Source organism: Neisseria subflava, from assembly GCF_024205745.1.
Classification (GTDB): Bacteria; Pseudomonadota; Gammaproteobacteria; order Burkholderiales; family Neisseriaceae; genus Neisseria; species Neisseria flavescens_B.
In genome coordinates, this window is sequence record NZ_CP073117.1 from 290,670 (window position 1) to 315,082 (window position 24,413).

The 24,413-nt window shown below is 49.2% G+C and carries 18 protein-coding genes, 2 tRNA genes, 1 rRNA gene and 1 pseudogene; 15 read left to right on the forward strand and 7 right to left on the reverse strand.

Annotated features, from left to right (window positions below):
- Positions 1-135: 135 nt before the first annotated feature.
- The 3 genes from KCG55_RS01390 to KCG55_RS01400 all read right to left on the reverse strand — a co-directional run bounded on the left by KCG55_RS01390 (position 136) and on the right by KCG55_RS01400 (position 1,939).
- A tRNA-Ala gene (locus tag KCG55_RS01390) sits at positions 136-211 on the reverse strand.
- Between the two features lie 5 nt (positions 212-216).
- Positions 217-293, reverse strand: a tRNA-Ile gene (locus tag KCG55_RS01395).
- 105 nt (positions 294-398) lie between these two features.
- Positions 399-1,939, reverse strand: a 16S ribosomal RNA gene (locus KCG55_RS01400).
- 523 nt (positions 1,940-2,462) lie between these two features.
- Here KCG55_RS01400 and KCG55_RS01405 point away from each other — a divergent pair.
- Positions 2,463-3,692, forward strand: a complete 1,230-nt coding sequence (locus KCG55_RS01405) for a tetratricopeptide repeat protein (RefSeq protein WP_254323171.1) — start codon at positions 2,463-2,465, stop codon at positions 3,690-3,692.
- A 44-nt stretch (positions 3,693-3,736) separates the two neighbouring features.
- Entirely contained in the window at positions 3,737-4,915 is a 1,179-nt protein-coding gene (coaBC, locus tag KCG55_RS01410) for a bifunctional phosphopantothenoylcysteine decarboxylase/phosphopantothenate--cysteine ligase CoaBC (RefSeq protein ID WP_254323172.1), read from the forward strand.
- Between the two features lie 57 nt (positions 4,916-4,972).
- Here the strand turns inward: coaBC and era are convergent, their stop codons facing one another.
- Entirely contained in the window at positions 4,973-5,902 is a 930-nt protein-coding gene (gene era / locus KCG55_RS01415) for a GTPase Era (protein WP_036493257.1), read from the reverse strand.
- A 64-nt stretch (positions 5,903-5,966) separates the two neighbouring features.
- Positions 5,967-6,686 (reverse strand): ribonuclease III, encoded by a 720-nt coding sequence (gene rnc, locus KCG55_RS01420; RefSeq protein ID WP_254323173.1) that lies wholly within the window; start codon positions 6,684-6,686, stop codon positions 5,967-5,969.
- 253 nt (positions 6,687-6,939) lie between these two features.
- Between rnc and KCG55_RS01425 the strand changes: the two genes are divergently transcribed.
- The 3 genes from KCG55_RS01425 (at position 6,940) to nusB (ending at position 8,386) form a co-directional block, all read left to right on the forward strand.
- Complete coding sequence (locus KCG55_RS01425) at positions 6,940-7,263, forward strand: DUF2185 domain-containing protein (protein WP_003748560.1); 324 nt, start codon at positions 6,940-6,942, stop codon at positions 7,261-7,263.
- A 93-nt stretch (positions 7,264-7,356) separates the two neighbouring features.
- Complete coding sequence (gene ribH / locus KCG55_RS01430; protein ID WP_036493252.1) at positions 7,357-7,836, forward strand: 6,7-dimethyl-8-ribityllumazine synthase; 480 nt, start codon at positions 7,357-7,359, stop codon at positions 7,834-7,836.
- Positions 7,837-7,957: 121 nt separating this feature from the next.
- The gene (gene nusB, locus KCG55_RS01435) at positions 7,958-8,386 is read left to right on the forward strand and encodes a transcription antitermination factor NusB (RefSeq protein WP_049350952.1); all 429 of its coding nucleotides are present in this window, start codon (positions 7,958-7,960) and stop codon (positions 8,384-8,386) included.
- 117 nt (positions 8,387-8,503) lie between these two features.
- Here nusB and KCG55_RS01440 read toward each other — a convergent pair whose 3' ends face one another.
- Entirely contained in the window at positions 8,504-8,926 is a 423-nt protein-coding gene (locus KCG55_RS01440) for a type IV pilin protein (RefSeq protein ID WP_254323174.1), read from the reverse strand.
- Between the two features lie 289 nt (positions 8,927-9,215).
- Here KCG55_RS01440 and KCG55_RS01445 point away from each other — a divergent pair, with 289 nt between their 5' ends.
- From KCG55_RS01445 to nagZ, 10 genes and pseudogenes are all read left to right on the forward strand, one after another.
- Positions 9,216-10,397: an efflux RND transporter periplasmic adaptor subunit gene (locus KCG55_RS01445; protein WP_254323175.1), complete on the forward strand. Its 1,182-nt coding sequence runs from the start codon at positions 9,216-9,218 to the stop codon at positions 10,395-10,397.
- An 81-nt stretch (positions 10,398-10,478) separates the two neighbouring features.
- A complete protein-coding gene (locus tag KCG55_RS01450; RefSeq protein WP_254323176.1) occupies positions 10,479-12,416 on the forward strand; it encodes a MacB family efflux pump subunit in 1,938 nt (645 codons plus the stop codon).
- 63 nt (positions 12,417-12,479) lie between these two features.
- Positions 12,480-13,861, forward strand: a pseudogene (locus KCG55_RS01455) (TolC family protein).
- 112 nt (positions 13,862-13,973) lie between these two features.
- Complete coding sequence (locus KCG55_RS01460; RefSeq protein WP_254323177.1) at positions 13,974-14,840, forward strand: DUF808 domain-containing protein; 867 nt, start codon at positions 13,974-13,976, stop codon at positions 14,838-14,840.
- A 55-nt stretch (positions 14,841-14,895) separates the two neighbouring features.
- Positions 14,896-16,443 (forward strand): apolipoprotein N-acyltransferase, encoded by a 1,548-nt coding sequence (gene lnt / locus KCG55_RS01465; protein WP_254323178.1) that lies wholly within the window; start codon positions 14,896-14,898, stop codon positions 16,441-16,443.
- A 280-nt stretch (positions 16,444-16,723) separates the two neighbouring features.
- On the forward strand, positions 16,724-17,587 hold the full coding sequence (gene rpoH, locus KCG55_RS01470) for an RNA polymerase sigma factor RpoH (protein WP_254323179.1): 864 nt from the start codon (positions 16,724-16,726) through the stop codon (positions 17,585-17,587).
- 148 nt (positions 17,588-17,735) lie between these two features.
- Positions 17,736-18,989: a glutamyl-tRNA reductase gene (hemA, locus tag KCG55_RS01475; protein WP_254323180.1), complete on the forward strand. Its 1,254-nt coding sequence runs from the start codon at positions 17,736-17,738 to the stop codon at positions 18,987-18,989.
- 245 nt (positions 18,990-19,234) lie between these two features.
- On the forward strand, positions 19,235-20,734 hold the full coding sequence (locus KCG55_RS01480; protein ID WP_254323181.1) for a DegQ family serine endoprotease: 1,500 nt from the start codon (positions 19,235-19,237) through the stop codon (positions 20,732-20,734).
- Between the two features lie 134 nt (positions 20,735-20,868).
- On the forward strand, positions 20,869-22,389 hold the full coding sequence (locus KCG55_RS01485; protein WP_254323182.1) for a Na+/H+ antiporter NhaC family protein: 1,521 nt from the start codon (positions 20,869-20,871) through the stop codon (positions 22,387-22,389).
- A gap of 97 nt (positions 22,390-22,486) precedes the next feature.
- Positions 22,487-23,572, forward strand: a complete 1,086-nt coding sequence (nagZ, locus tag KCG55_RS01490) for a beta-N-acetylhexosaminidase (RefSeq protein WP_254323183.1) — start codon at positions 22,487-22,489, stop codon at positions 23,570-23,572.
- A gap of 77 nt (positions 23,573-23,649) precedes the next feature.
- Here nagZ and KCG55_RS01495 read toward each other — a convergent pair whose 3' ends face one another.
- Positions 23,650-24,396, reverse strand: a complete 747-nt coding sequence (locus tag KCG55_RS01495) for an amino acid ABC transporter permease (RefSeq protein ID WP_003684370.1) — start codon at positions 24,394-24,396, stop codon at positions 23,650-23,652.
- Positions 24,397-24,413: the final 17 nt, after the last annotated feature.

A 24,413-nucleotide genomic window follows, 5' to 3' on the forward strand; every position in this document is an offset into this window, starting at 1 on the left:
ATCAAAACAAACTCATTGTCTTTGTTTGTTGATTTCGGCTTTCCAATTTGTTAAAGATCGATGCGTCGATATTTCACTTCGCAAATCAAAATAAGCTGCTAAGTATAGCAGGCTTCCTTTGATTTGTAAAGTTCTTGGTGGAGGCAAACGGGATCGAACCGATGACCCCCTGCTTGCAAAGCAGGTGCTCTACCAACTGAGCTATGCCCCCGTTCTTGGTGGGTCTGGGAGGACTTGAACCTCCGACCCCACGCTTATCAAGCGTGTGCTCTAACCAGCTGAGCTACAAACCCGGATTCTCTTCTTAAGCGAATCTTGTCTTCACTCAAGCTTTTCTCTTCCGCATCTTTTACAGTTTACCGATAAGTGTGAATGCATCAGACCTCTTCTTTCTCTAGAAAGGAGGTGATCCAGCCGCAGGTTCCCCTACGGCTACCTTGTTACGACTTCACCCCAGTCATGAAGCATACCGTGGTAAGCGGGCCCCTTGCGGTTACCCTACCTACTTCTGGTATCCCCCACTCCCATGGTGTGACGGGCGGTGTGTACAAGACCCGGGAACGTATTCACCGCAGTATGCTGACCTGCGATTACTAGCGATTCCGACTTCATGCACTCGAGTTGCAGAGTGCAATCCGGACTACGATCGGTTTTGTGAGATTGGCTCCACCTCGCGGCTTGGCTACCCTCTGTACCGACCATTGTATGACGTGTGAAGCCCTGGTCATAAGGGCCATGAGGACTTGACGTCATCCCCACCTTCCTCCGGCTTGTCACCGGCAGTCTCATTAGAGTGCCCAACTAAATGATGGCAACTAATGACAAGGGTTGCGCTCGTTGCGGGACTTAACCCAACATCTCACGACACGAGCTGACGACAGCCATGCAGCACCTGTGTTACGGCTCCCGAAGGCACTCCTCCGTCTCTGGAGGATTCCGTACATGTCAAGACCAGGTAAGGTTCTTCGCGTTGCATCGAATTAATCCACATCATCCACCGCTTGTGCGGGTCCCCGTCAATTCCTTTGAGTTTTAATCTTGCGACCGTACTCCCCAGGCGGTCAATTTCACGCGTTAGCTACGCTACTAAGCAATCAAGTTGCCCAACAGCTAATTGACATCGTTTAGGGCGTGGACTACCAGGGTATCTAATCCTGTTTGCTACCCACGCTTTCGAGCATGAACGTCAGTGTTATCCCAGGAGGCTGCCTTCGCCATCGGTATTCCTCCACATCTCTACGCATTTCACTGCTACACGTGGAATTCTACCTCCCTCTGACACACTCTAGTCACCCAGTTCAGAACGCAGTTCCCAGGTTGAGCCCGGGGATTTCACATCCTGCTTAAGTAACCGTCTGCGCTCGCTTTACGCCCAGTAATTCCGATTAACGCTCGCACCCTACGTATTACCGCGGCTGCTGGCACGTAGTTAGCCGGTGCTTATTCTTCAGGTACCGTCATCAGACAGGGGTATTAACCCTGTCCTTTTCTTCCCTGACAAAAGTCCTTTACAACCCGAAGGCCTTCTTCAGACACGCGGCATGGCTGGATCAGGCTTGCGCCCATTGTCCAAAATTCCCCACTGCTGCCTCCCGTAGGAGTCTGGGCCGTGTCTCAGTCCCAGTGTGGCGGATCATCCTCTCAGACCCGCTACTGATCGTCGCCTTGGTAGGCCTTTACCCCACCAACTAGCTAATCAGATATCGGCCGCTCGAATAACGCAAGGCCCGAAGGTCCCCTGCTTTCCTCCTCAGAGAATATGCGGTATTAGCTAATCTTTCGATTAGTTATCCCCCATTACTCGGTACGTTCCGATATATTACTCACCCGTTCGCCACTCGCCACCCAAGAAGCAAGCTTCTCTGTGCTGCCGTTCGACTTGCATGTGTAAAGCATGCCGCCAGCGTTCAATCTGAGCCAGGATCAAACTCTTATGTTCAATCTCTAACTTATAACTTCTGGTCTGCTTCAAAGAAACCGACAGGACAATGTCTAAAACATCATCTTGTCTGTCTTTCAAACAGTGTGAGGCCTAATGCACTCACACTTATCGGTAATCTGTTTTTTAAAGAGCGAATCGAATTATACAGTACATTTAGCAAATGTCAACTAAAATTATCGAAAATTTCAACCAACTGTGTTATACTGTCTGCTTCGTTTTCTTCACCGCGTCAGCAGCGAAGAACCGAACTATACGCCTCACAACAAAACCAGTCAACACCCAATTTCAAAAAAAACTAAAAATTTTCACAACTATCTGTATTTAAATAATTTAAAATTTATTGAATTTTATCATTCAATAGATAAACCAGATATCCTAAGATAAATAGTCCTGCGGCTTTGCTCTTATTTGCCACATTCAACACTCTATATCTCTATATTACTGGCGCTTTAGTCCCATCTACTCTTACAATCTCTACTTTCTCCAATAAAACAATCATAAATTTAGAATAGTCCCTATTATGAGCAACGAAAAGATTCAACAAAAATTTGAACAAGCATATCACTCTTTTATCGAAGAGGAAAATTACGAGGAAGCGCTAAAACGTGCCGAGATTCTTTGCCTTCTCAATCCCCAATCTGTCGAATTTCATCATAAAGTTGCTTATGCCTATCTAAAGCAATTGAAATGGGAAAAAGCCATTGAGGCTGAAATGAAAACGTTAGATCTGGATAGTACCTATATCCCCGCTTTGGATTTACTTGCACATGCTTACGGCGCTCTAGATAATTGGGAAAAAACCGGGTTTTACGGTCATCAGGCTTTGGTTCTAAAAGACAAAGCCATTCCAAACCTAAAATATGAAATCATTCCGACACCAGCTCCAAAAAACGGCAAACGGATTATCTCCTTTTCTTTATTTGGCAATAATTCCAAATATATCGAGCCTGCCGTCTTAAATACCCAGCTTGCGCCTGTGCTTTTCCCAGGTTGGACATGTCGTTTTTATGTCGACGATTCTGTATCGGCTGAAGCTGTTCAACGATTTAGAAATAACGGAGCAGAAGTAATTAAGGTTGGCGCACCATTAGACAACTGGCCGGGTACGATGTGGCGCTTTCTTGCCATTAATGATCCCGAGGTTGAATACGTTATTTTCCGTGATGCAGATTCTATTATTTGCTATCGTGATGCAGCGGCCGTATCCGAATGGATAAAAAGTGGCACCCTATTCCACACTATTCGTGACTCAGGCTCGCATACTGCCCTGATTCTTGCGGGTATGTGGGGCTCTAAAGCGGGTGCAGTCCCAGATATGCAGGAAAGAATTCAGAATTTTGTCGACGAGGGCTACCCTTCCAGACATTTTGCCGACCAAGATTTTCTAGAAAAAGAATTGTGGGCCTATATCCGTCAGAATCTGTTTGCACATGACAGATTATTTGATTTCTGTAATGCACACGAAATTCCCGGCGAGTTCTACTCTAATTATCAAATCGCTTTCAGCGAAGGGGTTACCAGCTTTAACGCAACGACTGATTATGAAGACGGCAGTCTGGCAAGATGGACGCTGTACTCTAGTGCTTCTCCTTTGGTCAATCCGGACTACTCGCTCAACGTTGTTCCTGAATTTAAAGTCTGCAGTTATGTGACTGAAGTGAAAAACGGGGTGGTTTCAGCATTCCTACCGAAGAGATATGGCAATGCGATTAAAGCAAAACTGGCCAGAATCAACATCGAACAAATTTAATTTGATTTGATTCCTATATATCTCATTTAATGAACCCGTTATTTATGAGCAAACACATTCTCCTCGGCATTACCGGCGGTATTGCGGCGTATAAATCTTGTGAACTGGTCAGGCTGCTGAAAAAGCAAGGACATTCAGTATCAGTAGTGATGACGGATTCTGCGACAGAATTTGTCTCCCCACTGACTTTCCAAGCTTTAACCGGCAACCCTGTTTTATCGGATACCTATTCAGGTGCTGCCAATAATGGCATGGCGCACATCAATCTGACGCGTGAAGCTGACGCATTTCTTATTGCACCTGCGACTGCCAATACGATTGCCAAAATTGCCAACGGATTGGCCGACAACCTGCTGACTACTTTAGCTGCAGCCAGAAAATGTCCTTTGGCCGTTGCGCCTGCAATGAATGTCGAAATGTGGGACAACCCTGCTAACCTACGCAATATTGAGCAACTGGTTTCAGACGGCATTACCGTGTTTTACCCAAACAGTGGCGAACAGGCTTGCGGCGAAACAGGCACTGGCAGAATGGTCGAAGCAGTCGATCTGGCAGATTTGCTAGAGGATTTATGGACACCCAAGCTACTGAGCGGCAAAAAAGTTCTGATTACAGCCGGCGCAACGTTTGAAGCCATCGACCCTGTCCGCGGCATTACCAATATTTCCAGCGGACAAATGGGCATGGCTTTAGCGCGCGCGTGCCGTGCTGCCGGAGCGAAAGTCACGCTGATTTACGGTCAAATTCAGACGGCCTTGCCAGCAGGCTTGGCTCATTCCGAACAAGCTGTCAGCGCAGAAGCCATGTATCAGGCAGTTCACCGCCATATCCATGAACAGGATGTCTTTATTTCCGTTGCAGCCGTTGCAGACTACAAAGTCAAAAACAGCAGCAATGAGAAACTGAAGAAAAACGGCAATCAGCCCCCGGTTATCGAACTGACGGAAAATCCGGACATTCTCGCATCTGTTGCCGCCTTGCCTTCTCCACCATTCTGCGTCGGCTTTGCTGCCGAAAGCCATCAAGTCTTGGAATTTGCTCGGGCAAAACGTTTGCGCAAAAACGTACCGATGCTGGTAGCCAACCAAGTTTCCGTTTCCATGGGTAAGCCAACCAATCAAATCACCATTATTGATGACCTTGCCGAAACCTCATTTCCGGAAACATCCAAACGCCAAGCAGCAGATGAAATCGTCAAACGTTTGACTGAATTGTTGGCTTGATCAAACCAAAGGCCGTCTGAAAATTTTTTCAGACGGCCTTTGTTCAAACACATTAAATTACAAGCCCAATTCGCGCAGAAAACGAATATCATCTGCCCAACCGGATTTTACTTTCACCCAAATCTTCAAGAAGACTTTGGTATCAAACAATTTTTCCATATCAAGGCGGGCTTCAGTAGAAATTTTCTTCAATTTCTCCCCACCCTTGCCAATCAAAATCGCCTTTTGGCTGTCTTTATCGACCAACACCGCGATATAAATGCGGAACAGTCCGCTTTCCTCTTCCTCAAACTGCTCCACTTCAACATTCATCGCATACGGCAGCTCTTCGCCCAAATAGCGGAACAATTTTTCGCGCACAATCTCCATCGCCAGGAATCGGCTGGATTTATCCGTCACCATATCTTCCGGATACATCGGGATACTTTCCGGCAGATACGGCTTGAGCAGTTCCAGCAGATTGGCAATACGCAGGCCATGTTTCGCGCTGACTGCCTCGCTGGCGGCAAATTCAAACTCTTGGCGCACTTCATTAATAAACGCCTCAAGCGCAAATTTGTCTTTGGCTTTGTCTTTATCGATTTTATTGACCACCAATACCACAGGCGTATGCTTAGGCAACTGCTTCAATACCACGCGGTCGGCATCGGTAAAGCGCATGGCTTCCACCACAAAAACCACCACATCCACGCCGCTCAACGCTTCGGTTACGTTTTGATTAAGACGGTCATTCAAAGCATTACGGTGATTGGTTTGAAAACCCGGCGTATCGACAAACACAAATTGCGCCGTGTCGTCGGTGTAAATACCGGTTACACGGTTGCGCGTGGTTTGTGCTTTTTTACTGGTAATACTGATTTTCTGACCGATTAGATGATTCATCAGCGTGGATTTGCCGACATTCGGGCGACCCACGATGGCTACAAAGCCGCAACGATAATCTGTCGGGTGTTGCGACTCGTTTTGCAAAAAGGTTTCGATATCCATTTATATATGACTTTCTTGATTGTTTCAGACGGCCTTTGCATTTTCTCAAAGGCCGTCTGAAATATTATTTTTTAGCTTTTTTCAAAGGAAACTTCTGTTCCAACCATTCTAAGGCTTCACATGCCGCTTTTTGCTCGGCCACTTTCCGACTGCTGCCGCGTGCATTGCAGATGAAACCAAGTTCGCCCAAATCACAGGAAATCACAAACATCGCATCAGCCGTCTGCTCCGCCTGCTCTTCGATTCGGTATTTTGGCAGGGCAAAGCGGCGTGCCTGCAAGGCTTCCTGCAAAGCGGTTTTACTGTCTTTCTTGCCGATATTCAAATCCGCACGTTTCACGCGTTCCGCAAACAAATGGCGCACCACTTTTTCCGCCGCAGAAAAATCCGCGTCAAAGCTGACCGCCGCAAACATCGCCTCCATCGCGTCAGCCAAAATCGAAGGCCGTCTGAAACCGCCGCTCTTCAACTCGCCGGCACCCAAATACAAACCGTCGCCAACATTCATTTCCAACGCGATTTCAGCCAATACACCTTCATTCACTAAAGCCGCGCGCATCCGCGACAACTCGCCTTCCGACAATTTCGGAAACGCGTCAAACAACATCCGCGCCACGGAATAGTTCAAAATCGAATCGCCGACAAATTCAAAACGCTCATTGTGTTTGGCATTGTAGCTGCGGTGGGTCAAAGCCTGCTGAAGCAGCTCAATATTGCGGAACTCATAGCCCAGACGCTTTTGAATCGCTCGATGCGCCTGCTGTTTGAGCAAATCAGGTTTCATTCCATACTTTCAAAAAACAGCCGGAAAGCACGCCTCATCCGCAGTGAAACAAAATAAAAAGGCTACACCGGCAACTTTTTTATTTTGGCTCATTGTTTCTTACGTCCCTCAAGCCGATAAACAATCAAAAGCCGTCATGTTCAAACCTGACGGCACTTACCGACATTGTACCATCAAACCGCCCCTGCACACATCCGTGCGGAAAAGCGGCGAATCGTGTAAAATCATGCCAAATCATCTCTTTGTCAACTCCATGAACAAATTTGCCCAAGCATTGGCCGCAGCGCTCGACCGCTGCATCGTTACCAACACCGTCGCCGAACAAGGCGAGCCCGTCGGCTTCCTCTACCGCGAAGCCCCCGTATTTGAAAACGACAGCGGCTGGCGTATTTTCAGCGGCGACGAAACCGACGAATACACCGACAATCCCGACAATTTCAGCATTGTCAGCCTCTCCGCCATTACCGCAGACAATCCCGACATCGCGCCCCTGCTGACTCAGGCAGAAGGCAGCGCGTGGGAATTGAACGAAGACGGTGAGTTCCAAGCCGTTGCCGATTGGCAGCCGCAAGAATAACCCATTCCCATTTCGTTTCAGACGGCCCTCTTTATAATAAGGCCGTCTGAAACCGAGCCGAATCCCTATTTCACAAATATTGAAGGAATCATCATGAACATTATCGAACCACGCCTCGATGGCACCAACCTGCGCATCGGCATCGTTCAAGCCCGCTTTACCAACGAAATCGGCAGCGAAATGGTCAAAGTTTGCTGCCGCACCTTAAAAGAATTGGGCGTATCCGAAGACAACATCACGCTTGCCACCGTTCCCGGCGCGCTTGAAGTGCCTATCGCGCTGATGAACCTCGCATCCTCCGAACAATTCGATGCCCTGATTGCCATCGGCGTTGTCATTCGTGGCGAAACCTACCACTTTGAATTGGTATCCAATGAGTCCGGCGCAGGTGTCAGCCGCGTTGCCCTTGACTACAACATCCCTATCGCCAACGCCATCCTGACGACTGAAAACGACGAACAAGCCGTTGCACGTATCGAAGAAAAAGCCTCCGATGCCGCCAAAGTTGCCGTAGAATGTGCCAACTTGGTCAACCATCTTTTGTCAGAACAATACGAAGACGACGAAGAATAAGCTTCTCCCCGTATTGAATACCGCATATTTTCAGACGGCCTCTCAATCATGATATTGAGGCCGTCTGAATCATTCAATATTCAGCCGACAACCATCGGCACTCTCTTCACAAGGAATACCCATGAAAAGCCCACGCCGCCGCGCACGCGAGCTTGCCGTACAAGCTATTTATCAAGCAGGCATCAACAAAACTGCCGCTCCCGAAATCGCCAAAAACATCCACGAACTGTCCCAAACATCCAATATGGATGAAGAGTTGTTCAACAAACTGTTTTTCGGTGCACAAACCCATGCCGAAGAATACATGGAAAAAATCAGCCCCCTGCTCGACCGCGACGAGAAAGACCTCAGTCCTATCGAACGCGCCGTTTTGCTGGTTGCCTGCCATGAGCTGAGCACCATGCCTGAAACCCCCTATCCTGTCATCATCAACGAAGCCATCGAAGTTACCAAAACTTTCGGCGGCACCGATGGCCATAAATTCGTCAACGGCATCCTCGACCAACTGGCTTCACGCATCCGCCCTGACGAACCGCGCCGCAAAGGCTAAAATTGACTTCACATCGGGTCGAGATTACTGATTTTTGCCCTGTTTAGGCTCATCTGCTTATACAGCCAAACCATCGAAAAGGCCGTCTGAAATTCAGACGGCCTTTTATCTTTCGATTTATTCTGATTTTGGCATTTCATAACCGGGACAGTTTTGCTTGTCGCTGCTTGCCCAGATGATACCGCTGTCGTTGTAATAAACGGTACAGGTTTCATTAGCGTTGGTTTCTTTGTTGGGTTCTGCCTTCAAAATATAACCTGAATCGGAAGGATTAGGCATAGAAGCCGTACCTTCGGAAAAACTAATATTGAAATATTGATTCTGCTGTAAATTTTCAGCAGGAAACCCTACAAATGTACTTTTTTGAGTGTAGTAGCGTTCGATCTGTTGGGCGTTATGCAGCATCTGCGTGCGGACGGCGGCAAGGCGCGTTTGGCGGATGTAGTTTTGATAAGACGGATATGCGATGGTAGCAAGAATGGCTGCAATCACAACGACTATCAGCAGCTCGATAAGCGTGAAGCCTTGTTGGTGTTTCATTGTAGTTATGTCGTAAATAATTAGAATAAGACGTGGATATTATAGTAGTTTTCTTGCGGCTTAAATGTTCAGATTCGGAGGGAGTTTGGGAATTTATGTAAATGAGGTGCAAGTTCTGAAAAATGTTTACTACCCTTTATTTTTTATTTCAATAAGTTAAACTTCAATTTGAGCCGACCGTCTCTTGGTCAGCCTTGGTCTTTACAGTAAAATCCAGTTGTTTTTTTGTTTCTATCAATACATCTGTTGCTTGTCTGCGACGTTATTTTATTGAATTGGTTTCTTTTATATGTCTAAAGTTTTCAAGTGGGCGGCCGGTACGGCTGTTGTGGTAGCAGCGGCTTTCGGCGGCTGGTCTTTGATGAAGCCTGAGCCTCAGTCTTCTTTTATTACAGAAGTAGTCAAACGCGGCGATATCCGTCAAACCGTGTCGGCAACCGGCGAAATCTCACCTTCCAATTTGGTATCCGTGGGCGCGGAAGCTTCAGGTCAGATTAAAAAACTGTATGTGAAACTGGGCCAACAAGTGAAAAAAGGCGATCTGATTGCAGAAATCGACTCAACCAATCAGATCAATACCTTAAATACCGAAAAATCCAAACTGGAAACCTATCAGGCAAAATTGGTTTCTGCCGAAATCGCACTTTCCAGTGCGGAGAAAAAATATAAACGCGAACTTGCCTTATGGAAAGAACAGGCAACTTCCAAAGAAGACTTGGAATCTGCACAAGACTCTTTAGCCGCAGCCAAAGCCAATGTTGCCGAACTGAAAGCCGCCATCAAACAATCCAAAATCTCCATCAATACAGCCGAATCCGAACTGGGCCACACGCGGATTACCGCCACCATGGACGGCACTGTGGTCGCCATTCCTGTTGAAGAAGGCCAATCCGTCAATGCGGCGCAATCTACGCCGACCATCATCCAACTGGCCAATCTGGAAACCATGTTGAACAAAATGCAGATTGCTGAAGGCGACATCACGAAAGTCAAAGCCGGTCAGGATATTTCGTTCACCATTCTGTCTGAACCGGACACCCCGATTAAAGCAAAATTAGACAGCGTCGACCCCGGCATGACCACCATGTCTTTGGGCAGCTACACCAGCAGCACGGACACGACTTCCAATGCGATTTACTACTATGCCCGCGCCCTTGTGCCGAATAATGACGGCAAGCTCTCCATCGGCATGACCACTCAAAATACAATTGAAATCAACGGCGTGAAGAATGTCTTGCTGGTACCGACACTGACCGTGAAAAAGCATAACGGCAAATCCTATGTCAGCGTTTTGGGTGCAGACAATCAAGCTGTCGAGCGCGAAGTAACCGTCGGTTTGAAAGACAGCATGAACACCGAAATCAAAAGCGGCTTGAAAGAAGGCGAAAAAGTGATCATTTCAGAAATGAGCGCAGATGAAAAGAATAAGAGCAGCGAACGCGCGATGATGGGCGGCGGCCCTCCTCGCTGATTGATTAAGGCCGTCTGAAAGATTTGGCTGTGTTTCAGACGGCCTTAGTTCCCATGTTTCTATTTTTCGCCCGGAAAGATTATGAGTTTAATCGAATGTAAGAATATCAACCGTTTTTTCGGTAGCGGTGAAAACCGTGTGCACGTATTGAAAGATGTCAGCCTTTCTATTGAGAAAGGCGACTTTGTGGCGATTATCGGCCAGTCCGGCTCAGGCAAATCGACGCTGATGAATATCTTGGGCTGTCTGGATACCGCCACTTCCGGCTCTTATCAAATCGACGGCATCGAAACATCGCAAATGCAGCCGGATGAGCTGGCGGCTTTGCGCCGTGAGCGTTTCGGCTTTATTTTCCAGCGTTACAACCTGTTAAGCTCGCTGACCGCCCGAGACAACGTCGCCCTGCCTGCCGTGTATATGGGCATGGGCAGCAAAGAGCGCGCGGAACGTGCAGAAAAACTGTTGGGCGATTTGGGTTTGCAAAATAAAGAAGGCAACAAACCCAGCGAACTTTCCGGCGGTCAGCAACAACGCGTTTCGATTGCCCGCGCGTTGATGAACGGCGGCGAAATCATCTTTGCCGACGAACCGACCGGTGCATTGGATACCGCCAGCGGTAAAAACGTGATGGAAATCATCCACAAGCTGCACGAAGACGGGCATACCGTGATTATGGTTACCCACGATCCGGGCATTGCGGCAAACGCAAACCGCGTCATCGAAATCCGCGACGGTCAGATTATTTCGGATACGTCTAAAAATCCGGATATTCTGCCAAGCAAAGTGGAGAGGATTAAAGAAAAAGCTTCCTGGTCGTTTTATTACGATCAATTTATGGAAGCATTCAAAATGTCGGTACAGGCGATTATGGCGCACAAAATGCGTTCGTTACTGACCATGCTGGGGATTATCATCGGTATCGCTTCGGTGGTATCGGTAGTGGCGTTGGGTAATGGCTCGCAACAAAAAATCTTGGAAGACATCAACTCGATGGGCACAAACACCATCAGCATCTTTCCCGGCCGTGGTTTTGGCGACCGCCGCAGCGGACGAATCAAAACGCTGACGATTAATGACGCAAAAGCCATCAGCCAACAAAGCTACGTCGCCTCCGCCACTCCTCAAACCAACTCCAGCGGCACCTTGACCTACCGCAACACCGACCTGACCGCCTCGCTTTACGGCGTGGGCGAACAATATTTCGACGTGCGCGGTTTGAAATTGGAAGAAGGCCGTCTGTTTGATGATGACGATGTAAAAACCGATGCCCAAGTCGTCGTCATCGACCAAAATACCAAAACCAAACTCTTCGGCGAAGGCGTTGATCCTTTAGGCAAAACCATCCTCTTCAAAAAACGCCCGCTAACCGTCATCGGCATTATGAAAAAAGATGACAACTCGTTCGGCAATTCAGACTCGCTGATGCTTTGGTCGCCTTATACAACGGTCATGCACCAAATTACCGGCGAGAGCCATACCAACTCCATCGTTGTCAAAATCAAAGACGATGCCAACACGCAAGTTGCCGAAAAAAGCCTGACCGAGCTGCTGAAAGCACGCCACGGCACAGAAGACTTCTTTATGAACAACAGCGACAGCATCAAAGAAATGGTTGAAAGCACAACCGGCACCATGACACTGCTGATTTCTTCCATCGCGGTCATCTCTTTGGTGGTCGGCGGCATCGGCGTGATGAACATCATGCTGGTCTCCGTTACCGAGCGCACCAAAGAAATCGGCGTCCGCATGGCAATCGGCGCACGCCGCAACAATATTTTGCAACAGTTTCTAATTGAGGCCGTCTTAATCTGTATTATCGGCGGCCTGTCAGGCGTATTGTTGTCCGCAAGCATCAGCCTGGTGTTCAACTACTTTGTCACCGACTTCCCGATGAGCATTTCCATGACTTCCGTCATCGGCGCAGTTGTCTGCTCCACCGCCATCGGTGTCGCGTTCGGCTTTATGCCCGCCAACAAAGCTTCCAAGCTCAACCCGATTGATGCGCTGGCTCAGGATTGATTATGTTTCAGACGGCCTATTATCTTAGGGCCGTCTGAAATGCTGTTACCCGAAAGATTTTTTATGAAGACGAAACCTTTTTCCCAAGCAGCCTTATCATTGGCTGTTGCCCTTGCCCTAAGTGCGTGCGCCGCACCTAAAGCCAACCCGAACCTGACACTGGAAGCGACCGGCCAAGTCATGAGCACGGCGGAAACTGCCGAACGCTACGATGTAAACGGCAACTGGTGGGAAATCTACCAAAGCCCGCAGCTCAATGCGCTGATGGAGCAGGCGCTGGCCAACAATGTCGATTTGAAACAGGCGGCCATCAGCGTCAACAAGGCTTTGTACCAAGCCAATATTTTGGGTGCGGATTTGGTGCCTTCGTTCAGCGGCTCGTTGGGCGCGAACGCTTCTAAAAACCTGAAAACCGGCAGCCACGGCAATACCTTCAGCAGCCAGCTTGGTTTGAGCTACGAATTGGATTTATGGCGCAAACTCAGTGCCACTGCCGATGCGCAGGTATGGGAATACCAAGCCACGCATGAAGACATGGCCAACACACGCCTGACTTTGATTAATAATGTCGCCGATGCGTATTTCAATATCGCCTACCTGAACGAAGCCATCGAGTTGGCAAAAAATCGCTGAAGCAATATCAGGAAATCAATCGCATTGCGAATGCCAAGTTTCGCTACGGCCGTGCCGACTCAAGCCAGCCGACCCAAGCCAAACAGTCATTGCTGAGCGCAGAAAACAGCCTGTTGTCTTTGCAAAACAATTTGGATACGCAAAAACAGGTTTTGCGTAATTTGTTGAATTTAAGGCCGTCTGAAAACATGGCCGCCGATCCGACACAATTCCGCCTGCTGCCGGCCAAAGGCGTGAACTTGGACGTACCGATTACCGTTTTGGCCAACCGCCCCGACCTGCGCGCCGCCGAATACCGCCTGCAAGCGTCACAACAATCGGTCAACGCGCAAAAACGCAGTTGGTATCCGTCGATTACTTTGGGTGCAAGTCTGAGTACGTCTTCCGATAAAGCGAAAAGCACGTTCAATATCCCCATGTTGGGCGGCTCGGCCACCATCAATCTGCCTTTCCTTAACTGGCAGACCATGAAATGGAAAGACAAAACCGTACAAGCGGAGATGGACAGTGCCAAACTGAATTTTGAAAAAGCCCTGACCACTGCGCTCAACGAGGTCAACACCAACTACCTTGCCTACAAAAACGCGCAGGCCAGCCTTGCCAATCAGGAACAGCGTTATCAGTTGGACAAGAAAAACAGCCATTACTATCAAGTCCGCTACCAACATGGTAAAAATGAACTGAAAGACTGGCTGGAGGCTTTGAATTCGGAATACAGCTCGGCTCAAAACCTGCTGAACCAACGCTATGAAGCCTTAAAATACGAAAATATGGTGTATAAAGCCATGGCGGGGCGTTATACGCCGAAATAGCATTTTCAGACGGCCTTTGGTTAATTTCCGTCAACGGCCGTCTGAAAAACATTCAAGCAACTGAATTTTCATATATAATCGCGCGTTTATTTGATTTTATCCGGACAACATTATGGCCTTCGCCTCTCTCTTTACGCTTTTGGACGACATTACCGCCGTTTTGGACGATGTAGCGATGATGACCAAAGTCGCCGCCAAAAAAACCGCCGGCGTGGTCGGTGACGATTTGGCGCTCAACGCCAATCAGGTAACCGGCGTATCTGCCGAGCGCGAATTGCCGATTATTTGGGCGGTGGCAAAAGGCTCTCTGGTCAACAAGCTGATTCTGGTACCGCTTGCGCTGTCGCTTTCCGCTTTCCTGCCCGCACTGATTACGCCGTTGCTGATGATCGGCGGTGTGTATTTGTGTTTTGAAGGCGTGGAAAAACTGTTGCACAAATTCCTGCACCGCAATGAACACGAAGACGGACACGATGCCGAGCCTGAAGTCATAGATGAAAAAACAAAAGTTAAAGGCGCGGTCCGCACAGATTTCATCCTCTCCGCCGAAATCATCATTATCGCGCTGGGCGTTGTTGAAAAATATGACCTGATGACACGTTCTTTGGTGATGGCCGCCATCGGTGTCGGCATGACGGTATTGGTCTATGGTTTGGTCGGCATTATTGTCAAACTTGACGACCTCGGTATGATGTTGATGCGCCAAAAAAGTGCCGCCGTGCAAGGTATCGGACGCGGTTTGATTTCATTTATGCCTTGGTTTATGCGCGGCTTGAGTATTGTCGGCACGCTGGCGATGTTCTTGGTCGGCGGCGGGCTGATCGCCCACAACCTTGGCTTTTTGCACGATTTCCTCCACGCGCAGCATTGGGACAGCGGCATGATGGAACATATCGCCAATTTGGTGGTCGGAGTAGCCGCCGGTGCATTGGCCTGCGCAATCGTCCTGCCTGCAATGAAATTGTTTCAAAAAGACTGATTTTGTTTCCCTGCCGTCTGAAAACTTTTCAGACGGCCTCAATACCATTTAAAGCATGAATATTTTCCGTAAACTCGAACAATATTGGCAACATCCGCTGCTTTACTGGCCGCTGGTCATCTTGATTGCCGCCGCGACACCGTTCACTTTCGCCCCGTATTATCATTTCTGGCTGATGCCGCTGTTGTTTGGCGCGCTGATACGCCTGATTGAATTGCGTCCGCGCTTTGCCGTCATGACTGCCTATCTGTTCGGATTAATCGGTTATACGGCGCAGTTTTATTGGATACACACTGCCTTGCATGATGTTTCGGGTTTGCCGGATTCATACGCCATCCCCCTCACCTTCCTACTGCCGGCATTTCTCGCGCTTTATCCGGCCATCTGTTTTTGGGTGTGGAGAAAATGCAACCTGTCGCGCTGGGCCAAAACCGGCCTCCTGCTGCCGATTTTGTGGACGCTGGCAGAATTTGCCCGCGAACGTTTCCTGACCGGATTCGGCTGGGGCGCAATCGGCTATTCCCAAATCATCAAAGACAGCCCATTGGCAGGCTTCGCGCCTTTGGGCGGCATTCATATGGTTACGCTGGCAACTGCTTTCCTCAGCGCATGGCTGGTGTTGCTGATTGACAACCACGGCCGTCTGAAACACCGCCTGCTACCCTTATTCCTTATCGTTGCGCTCTGCTCCGTCGGCTACATTTCCCAACAAACCGAATACACCCGCCCCGACGGCAGCACCAGCACGGTTGCCCTGATTCAAGGCAACATCGAGCAAAATCTGAAATGGAAGGAAGAGCAAATCATTCCGACCATTCAGAAATACTACGAACAAATCAGCAAGACCAGTGCCGACATCGTCATTCTGCCTGAAACTGCCCTGCCACTGATGCGCCAAGACCTGCCCGAAGGCATCTTGGAACAATTCGCCGAACAAGCGCAAAGCAACGGCAGTGCATTGGCCATCGGCATCAGCCAATATACGCCCGATGGCAACGGCTACGAAAATGCTGTCATCAATTTGAGCGACTATCACAACAGCACTTCCGATACCATCCCCTACTACGCCAAGAACCACCTCGTTCCATTTGGCGAATACAAGCCCTTGCCCGCCATTACCGAGCGTCTCTATAAAATGATGGATATGCCTTTGGCCGACTTTCAAAAAGGCGGCGACAACCAAGCGCCTTTGGTAATGAAAGATCAAAAAGTCGCCTTCAATATTTGCTATGAAGACGGTTTCGGCGACGAACTCATCGCAACGGCGAAACGCTCTACCCTACTCGCCAACATCAGCAATATGGCGTGGTATGGCAAATCCAATGCCATGTATCAGCAGCTTCAACAGTCCCAAGCGCGTGCAATGGAACTGGGTCGCTATATGGTTCGCGCCACCAATACCGGCGCAACCGCCATTATTTCCCCTAAAGGTACGATTGTTGCCGAAGCCCAACCGGATACAGAGACCGTCCTCGAAGGCCACGTTAAAGGCTATATCGGAGAAACGCCCTATATGAAAGCAGGCGGCTCAACATGGCTTATCAGCATTTTGGCCGTTATCGGCGCATTCCTTATCCTGATTGGCCGGAAGAAATCAGAATAAAAAAATTTTTAAGACCTTGTTATACAAGGTCTTTTTTATTACTAAAACTATTTACATACAGAAATGTTTGTAATATACTTATCCAAAACCTAGCAAATCACTCAAATTTTCTAAGACAATCAACCCTTGCGATTCAAGCAGTAAAAACTATTGAATCTATCGTTAATTTACAGAAAAAATCCAACCCATAACAAAACAAACCGCAGGCAGTGTTATACTGCTTGTCACACAATAAACAAAAAGCCGTTTTCAGACGGCCTAATCAAGGAGAGCATCCTTTATGGATAAAGCTTTTGCATTACCCGTTATCCACAGCGGCAACGGTAGCCTCGAGCAATACATTCATACTGTCAACAGCATTCCCATGCTTACCGCCGAAGAAGAAACACAACTGGCCGAACGTCAACAAAAAGGCGATCTCAACGCCGCCAAACAGCTTATCCTGTCCCATCTTCGCGTCGTCGTATCCATTGCACGCGGCTACGACGGCTACGGCCTCAACCAAGCCGACCTGATTCAAGAAGGCAATATCGGCCTGATGAAAGCCGTCAAACGCTACGAACCAAGCCGCGGCGCGCGCCTGTTTTCGTTTGCCGTGCACTGGATTAAAGCCGAAATCCACGAATTCATTTTGCGCAACTGGCGTTTGGTCCGCGTCGCCACCACCAAACCGCAACGCAAACTGTTCTTCAATCTGCGCAGCATGCGTAAAAACCTGAATGCCTTGTCTCCAAAAGAAGCGCAAGAAATCGCCGACGATTTGGGCGTCAAATTGTCCGAAGTCTTGGAAATGGAACAACGCATGACCGGTCACGACATCGGCATCATGGCAGAAAACAACGATGACGAGGACAACTTCGCCCCTATCGACTGGTTGGCCGATCACGATGCAGAGCCTAGCCGTCAGTTATCCAAACAAGCCCACTATGCCCTGCAAACCGAAGGCCTGCAAAACGCCTTGGCGCAACTGGACGACCGCAGCCGCCGTATTGTTGAAAGCCGCTGGTTGCAAGACGATGGCGGTTTGACCCTGCACGAATTGGCTGACGAATACGGCGTATCTGCCGAACGCATCCGCCAAATCGAAGCCAAAGCCATGCAAAAATTGCGCGGTTTCTTGGCAGAAGAAGCAGAAGCGGTTTAAGCCTTTCTTGATAAAAAGGCCGTCTGAATCTTTTCAGACGGCCTTTTCGATGGCAAACCTCATTGCATCTTCTCCCCCAACACATTCATTTTAAAGCCCACTTAAGCTATAATACCCACCACACACACTACCCAGTCATACCATAACCATGCAACTTACCGTCGTCGGACTCAATCACCAAACCGCGCCCTTGAGCATACGCGAAAAACTGGCATTTGCAGCTGCAAATCTGCCGGATGCCGTGTCCAACCTAGCGCGCAGTGAGGCGGCGGAAGAAGCAGTCATTCTTTCTACCTGCAACCGCACCGAGCTCTACTGCGTCGGTGAAACCGAAAAAATCATCGACTGGTTGGCGCAATATCACAACCTGCCTGTCGAAGAAATCCGCCCTTACCTCTATACCTTGGATAACAATGAAACCGTCCGCCACGCCTTCCGCGTCGCCTGCGGTTTAGATTCCATGGTCTTGGGCGAACCGCAAATTCTCGGTCAAATCAAAGATGCCGTCCGCGTTGCGCAAGAACAGGAAAGCATCAATACCCACTTAAACGCCCTGTTTCAAAAAACCTTTGCCGTTGCCAAAGAAGTGCGTACCGACACTGCTGTCGGCGAAAACTCGGTATCCATGGCTTCTGCATCGGTCAAAATGGCAGAGCAAATTTTCCCTTCCATTTCCGATCTGAATGTCCTCTTTATCGGCGCAGGCGAAATGATTGAGCTGGTAGCCACTTATTTTGCCGCCAAAAATCCCAAGCTCATTACCGTTGCCAACCGTACATACCAGCGTGCGCAAGAATTGTGCGACAAACTCGGTGTCAACGCCGAAGCCTGCCTGCTGAATGAATTGCCCGATATTCTGCACGATTACGACGTAGTTGTTTCTTCCACCGCCAGCCAACTGCCCCTCGTCGGCAAAGGCATGGTCGAGCGCGCATTGAAAAAACGCCACAACATGCCTGTTTTCCTGCTGGATTTGGCCGTTCCGCGCGATATCGAAGCCGAAGTCGGCGAATTGGAAGACGCATATCTCTATACCGTAGACGACATGATGGACATCGTCCAAAGCGGTAAAGATGCACGTAAAAAGGCAGCGGCGGCGGCTGAAAGCATGGTGGAAGAAAAAGTCAGCGAATTTATCCGCCTGCAGAAAAACCGTCAAAGCGTTCCGCTTATCCGCGCCTTGCGCGACGAAGGCGAACGTGCGCGCCGCCAAGTATTGGAAAATGCCATGAAGCAACTGGCAAAAGGTGTATCCGCCGAGGATGTCCTCGAACGCCTCTCCATTCAGTTGACCAACAAACTGCTCCACTCTCCGACACGCACGCTCAATAAAGCCGGCTCGGACAACAGCGAATTAATCGATGCCGTGGCGCAGATCTACCATTTGGATCAACACGACTGATCACAATTTAAAGGCCGTCTGAAAGAAGCGAACCGACCGACAGGTCATATTCAAAAGCTTTCAGACGGCCTTAAAACAATAAAATCCCAATTATCATTTTTTCATTTAAAATGAAATGCTTGAAAAAAAACCGTTAAAGTGTAAAAATCCTACCTTATACATTTAAACAGCATTCAAACAATAAAACTGTCTGCCGGTTCAAACGCATGCCGACAATACGATAGGCACCGGCAAAAGGAACTTTCGTGAATACTAAAACAAACACATATCTGGCTCTTGCTGTCCTCTCAGCTTCCCTTCTTTCAGGTTGCGACAAAGTCAGCACCTTTTTTGGCAAAGACGAAAACAAAGAGCTCGTCCAACGCATAGAAACCAATACCGATGACGGAAAGGTCGGCATGTTGTTGCCCGACTTCGCCCAACTGGTGCAAAACGAAGGACAGGCAGTCGTCAATATTCAAGCGACACCGGCAAAACGCACTGCGACACCGGATGACGACCACAGCATGGACCTGAGTCAATTCCCCGACAACGATCCGTTTTACGAATTCTTCAAACGCCTCGTTCCCAATATGCCCGACATGCCGCAAGAAGATACCGAAAGCGACGCTTTGAATTTCGGTTCCGGCTTCATCATCAGCAAAGACGGCTATATCCTGACCAATACCCACGTGGTTGCCGGCATGGGCAATATCAAAGTCCTGCTCAACGACAAACGCGAATACACAGCCAAACTGGTCGGCTCAGATGCCCAATCCGACGTTGCCCTCTTAAAAATTGAGCCGCAAGAAGACTTGCCGGTTGTCAAAATCGGCAACCCGAAAGATTTGAAACCGGGTGAATGGGTAGCCGCCATCGGCGCGCCTTTCGGCTTTGACAACAGCGTAACTTCAGGCATCGTCTCCGCCAAAGGCCGCAGCCTGCCGAATGAAAACTACACGCCGTTCATCCAAACCGACGTTGCCATCAACCCAGGCAACTCTGGTGGCCCGTTATTCAACCTCCGCGGCCAAGTAGTCGGCATCAATTCGCAAATTTACAGCCGCAGCGGCGGTTTCATGGGCATTTCATTTGCCATTCCGATTGATGTTGCCATGAATGTGGCCGAACAATTAAAAGCCAACGGCAAAGTCCAACGCGGTCAATTAGGCGTGGTTATTCAAGAAGTTTCTTACGATTTGGCCAAATCTTTCGGTTTGGACAAAGCAAGTGGCGCGCTGATTGCCAAAATCATGCCAAACAGCGCAGCACAACAAGCCGGTTTGCAGGTTGGCGACATCGTACGCAAAGTTAACGGCGAAGAAGTCCGCGCTTCCAGCGATTTGCCTGTTATGGTCGGCTCGATTATGCCGGGCAAAGAAGTGACTTTGAGCATTTGGCGCGGCGGCAAACAAACCGATGTCAAAGTAAAACTTGGCAGCGCAGCCGAGCAAACGGAAACTTCTGCAAAAGAAGCCGAACATCCGCAACACGAAGGCGGCCATGATGGATTCACCGTTGAAAATGCAGGTGTTACCCTGCAGGTTGAAAACGCAGACGGTAAACAACGCTTAATCGTTCTGCGCGTTAGCGGTGCGGCCGAACGTGCCGGCCTCAAACGCGGCGACGAAATCATTGCCGTCAGCCAAATTAGCGTCAATGATGAATCCACTTTCCGTAGCGCATTGGAAAGCGCAGGCAAAAACGTACCGCTTTTGGTGCAACGCGACGGCAATACTTTGTTCCTCGCGCTAAATCTGCAGTAGTCCGATTTTTTCAGACGGCATGATGATGTGTTAGATGATAAAATACCCATCTGTCAGAGGCGGTGGGTATTTTGTTATCCGCCTTCCAATTTAGGCCGTCTGAAAATATTTCACCGCTTATATACAATATAATTATGCAACTTATTAATTATTCAAATTCTATTTTATCTGTCGTCCCGGCAGCCATTGCACTTGCCTTGGCCATTGCCACGCGCCGTGTATTACTGTCCTTAGGTGTCGGCATTATCGTCGGCTCATTCCTGCTGGTAGGCGGTAATCCACTCGATGCTTTGGTTCACTTAAAAGACATGGCGGTCAGCCTGACTTGGGCGGATGGCGATTGGTCTTTGGGCAAACCCAAAATCCTGCTCTTTTTGGTGCTTTTGGGGATTTTCACTTCCCTGCTGACGCATTCCGGCAGCAACCAAGCATTTGCCGATTGGGCCAAACAGCACATCAAAGGCCGTCGCGGTGCGAAACTGCTGACCGCCTGTTTGGTATTCGTTACCTTTATTGACGACTATTTCCACAGTCTTGCCGTCGGTGCGATTGCCCGCCCTGTAACCGACAAATTCAAAGTTTCCCGCGCCAAACTGGCTTATATCCTTGACTCCACTGCCGCGCCGATGTGCGTTTTGATGCCAGTATCCAGCTGGGGCGCATCGATTATCGCTACTTTGGCCGGCCTTTTGGTGACTTACAACATCACAGACTACACACCAATGGGCGCATTCGTGGCCATGAGCCTGATGAATTACTACGCCGTCTTCGCATTGATTATGGTGTTTATCGTTGCCTGGTTCTCATTCGACATCGGCTCTATGGCTCGTTTGGAACGTGCCGCTTTGAATGAAATTCATGATGAAACCGTTGAAACAGGTCATCCCAACGGCCGTGTATTCGCGCTGATTGTGCCGGTTTTGGTACTGATCGTCGCCACGGTTTCCGCCATGATTTACACTGGCGCACAAGCTTCTGAAACCTTCTCTTTGCTCAGCGCATTTGAAAATACCGACGTGAACACTTCCCTCGTGTTCGGCGGTACTTGCGGCGTATTGGCCGTCATCCTCTGCACCATCGGCACCATCAAAACCAGCGACTACCCTAAAGCCATTTGGCAGGGCATCATCTCTATGCGTGGTGCCATTATCATCTTGATTTTGGCATGGATTATCAGCACCGTCGTCAGCGAGATGCACACCGGCGAATACCTCTCCACTTTAGTGGCAGGCAATATCCACGCAGGCTTCCTGCCCGTGATTTTGTTTATGCTCGCAGGCGTGATGGCCTTCGCTACCGGTACAAGCTGGGGTACATTCGGCATCATGTTACCGATTGCCGCCGCCATGGCCGTCAAAGTCGAACCTTCGCTGATTATCCCTTGCATGTCTGCCGTAATGGCCGGTGCCGTATTTGGCGACCACTGCTCGCCGATTTCCGACACCACCATCCTCTCTTCTACCGGCGCACACTGCAACCACATCGACCACGTTACCTCACAACTCCCTTACGCGCTGACCGTAGCCGCGTCTGCTGCCACAGGCTATCTCGCACTGGGCATGACCGGCTCTGCGCCTTTAGGTTTTGTGGTAACCGGTATCGTGATGGTTGTGTTGATTCTGATCTTGAAAGACAAGAAAAAAACAACTGCCTAATTCAAAACCAATATTCAGACGGCCTGAGATATTCCTATACTCTCAGGCCGTCTGAACATAACGATTATCCAATAGATACATTATTCAGGACAAACTAATGAATACGCCTTATCTTCCACGCGGCCCAGTTATGGCCGACGTCGCCGCCTATCATCTGACCGAAGAAGAAAAACAACGCCTGCTCGACCCTGCCGTCGGTGGCGTTATTTTGTTCCGCCGCAACTTTGAAAACGTTTCCCAACTCAAAGCTTTGGTTCAAGAAATCAAAGCCGTCCGTACACCTGAACTCATCATCGCCGTCGACCACGAAGGCGGACGGGTTCAACGTTTTATTGACGGCTTCACCCGCCTGCCTGCCATGAACGTATTGGGCGAAATTTGGGACAACGAAGGCAAAGAAGCCGCCTGCGTCCAAGCAGAACAAGTCGGCTGGGTTTTGGCAACCGAACTCTCCGCCTGCGGTATCGACCTATCCTTTACGCCTGTATTGGATTTGGACTGGGGTCAATGTGCTGTCATCGGCAACCGCAGTTTCCACCGCGACGCCAACATCGTGACCCAGCTTGCCCTTGCCCTGCAAAAAGGCCTGAACAAAGGCGGCATGAAATCTTGCGGCAAGCACTTCCCCGGCCACGGCTTTGTCGAAGGCGACAGCCATCACGTCCTGCCTTGTGACGAACGCAGCCGCGAAGAACTGGAAGCTGCCGACCTTATCCCATTCCGCGCATTGAGCCAAGCAGGCATGGCCGCAGTTATGCCTGCCCACGTCGTATACCCGCAAACCGACAGCCAACCTGCCGGCTTCTCCGAAAAATGGCTGAAACAAATCCTGCGCCAAGAAATCGGATTTAACGGCGTTATCTTTTCAGACGACCTGACCATGGAAGGCGCATGCGGTGTCGGCGGTATTAAAGAACGTGCCCGCCTTTCTTTTGAAGCAGGCTGCGATATTGTACTGGTGTGCAACCGCCCTGACTTGGTCGATGAATTGCGAGACGGTTTCCACGCACCGGCAAACGCCGATTTGGCAGCACGTTGGCAATACATGGCCAACACATTGACCGTACAAGAAGCTGCCGACATCATGGCAACCGAAGAATTCCAAGCCGCCCAACAGGCTACTGCCAAACTGGCAACGCCCAAAGACATCGCAGGCGGTGTCAAAGTCGGCGAAGCATTCTGATTCAAGGCCGTCTGAAACATTGACGGCAAATAAAAAAGGAAGACTTGAAAAAGTCTTCCTTTTTTGATTCAAACCGATTAGCGGTGTTGCGGATTGTAACGGCTTTCCAATCGCAGGAATACCCAACCCAAAAAGCTTGTCAGCACCAAATAAATCAGCGCGATTGTATAAAGCGGCTCTTCATAAACAGAATAGCGGCCGGTAATCGTGCTTTGTACATAAGCCAACTCTGCCACGCCGATAACGGAAAGCAATGAGCTGTCTTTCAACAACGTAATAAACTCACTGGCCAATGGCGGCAACATACGGCGCAAAGCTTGCGGCAAAATCACATAACGCATCGCCTGAGTATAGGTCAGTCCCAAAGAACGCGCAGCTTCCATTTGGCCTTTATCAATCGACTGAATACCGGCACGAAAAATCTCACAAATATACGCACCCGAGTTCGCAATCAACGCCAAAGAACCGGCAATCAACGCACCATAAGAACGGCGCAAATCAATGGCTGCTTCGCCGCTAATCAATACACCGTCGGCCGGATGAACGAAAAATGGGAACCAAACATAAGCCCAAATCACAATTTGTACAAACAATGGCGTACCGCGAAACAGCGTAACATACCAAAAAGAAATCTTACGCAACACCCAAGCCAAGGCACGCATCGGCACACCGGCTTTTTCCGGATTGATCAAACGCGCCAATGCCAGCAGCAAACCCAAAATCGAGCCACCTGCCGTTGCAACCACCGTCAGTCCCAGCGTTGTCAACACGCCGTATAAAAACATCCAGCGGTATTCATAAATAATGTCAAAACGAAAATCCATAACCATTCCGTCGGTCA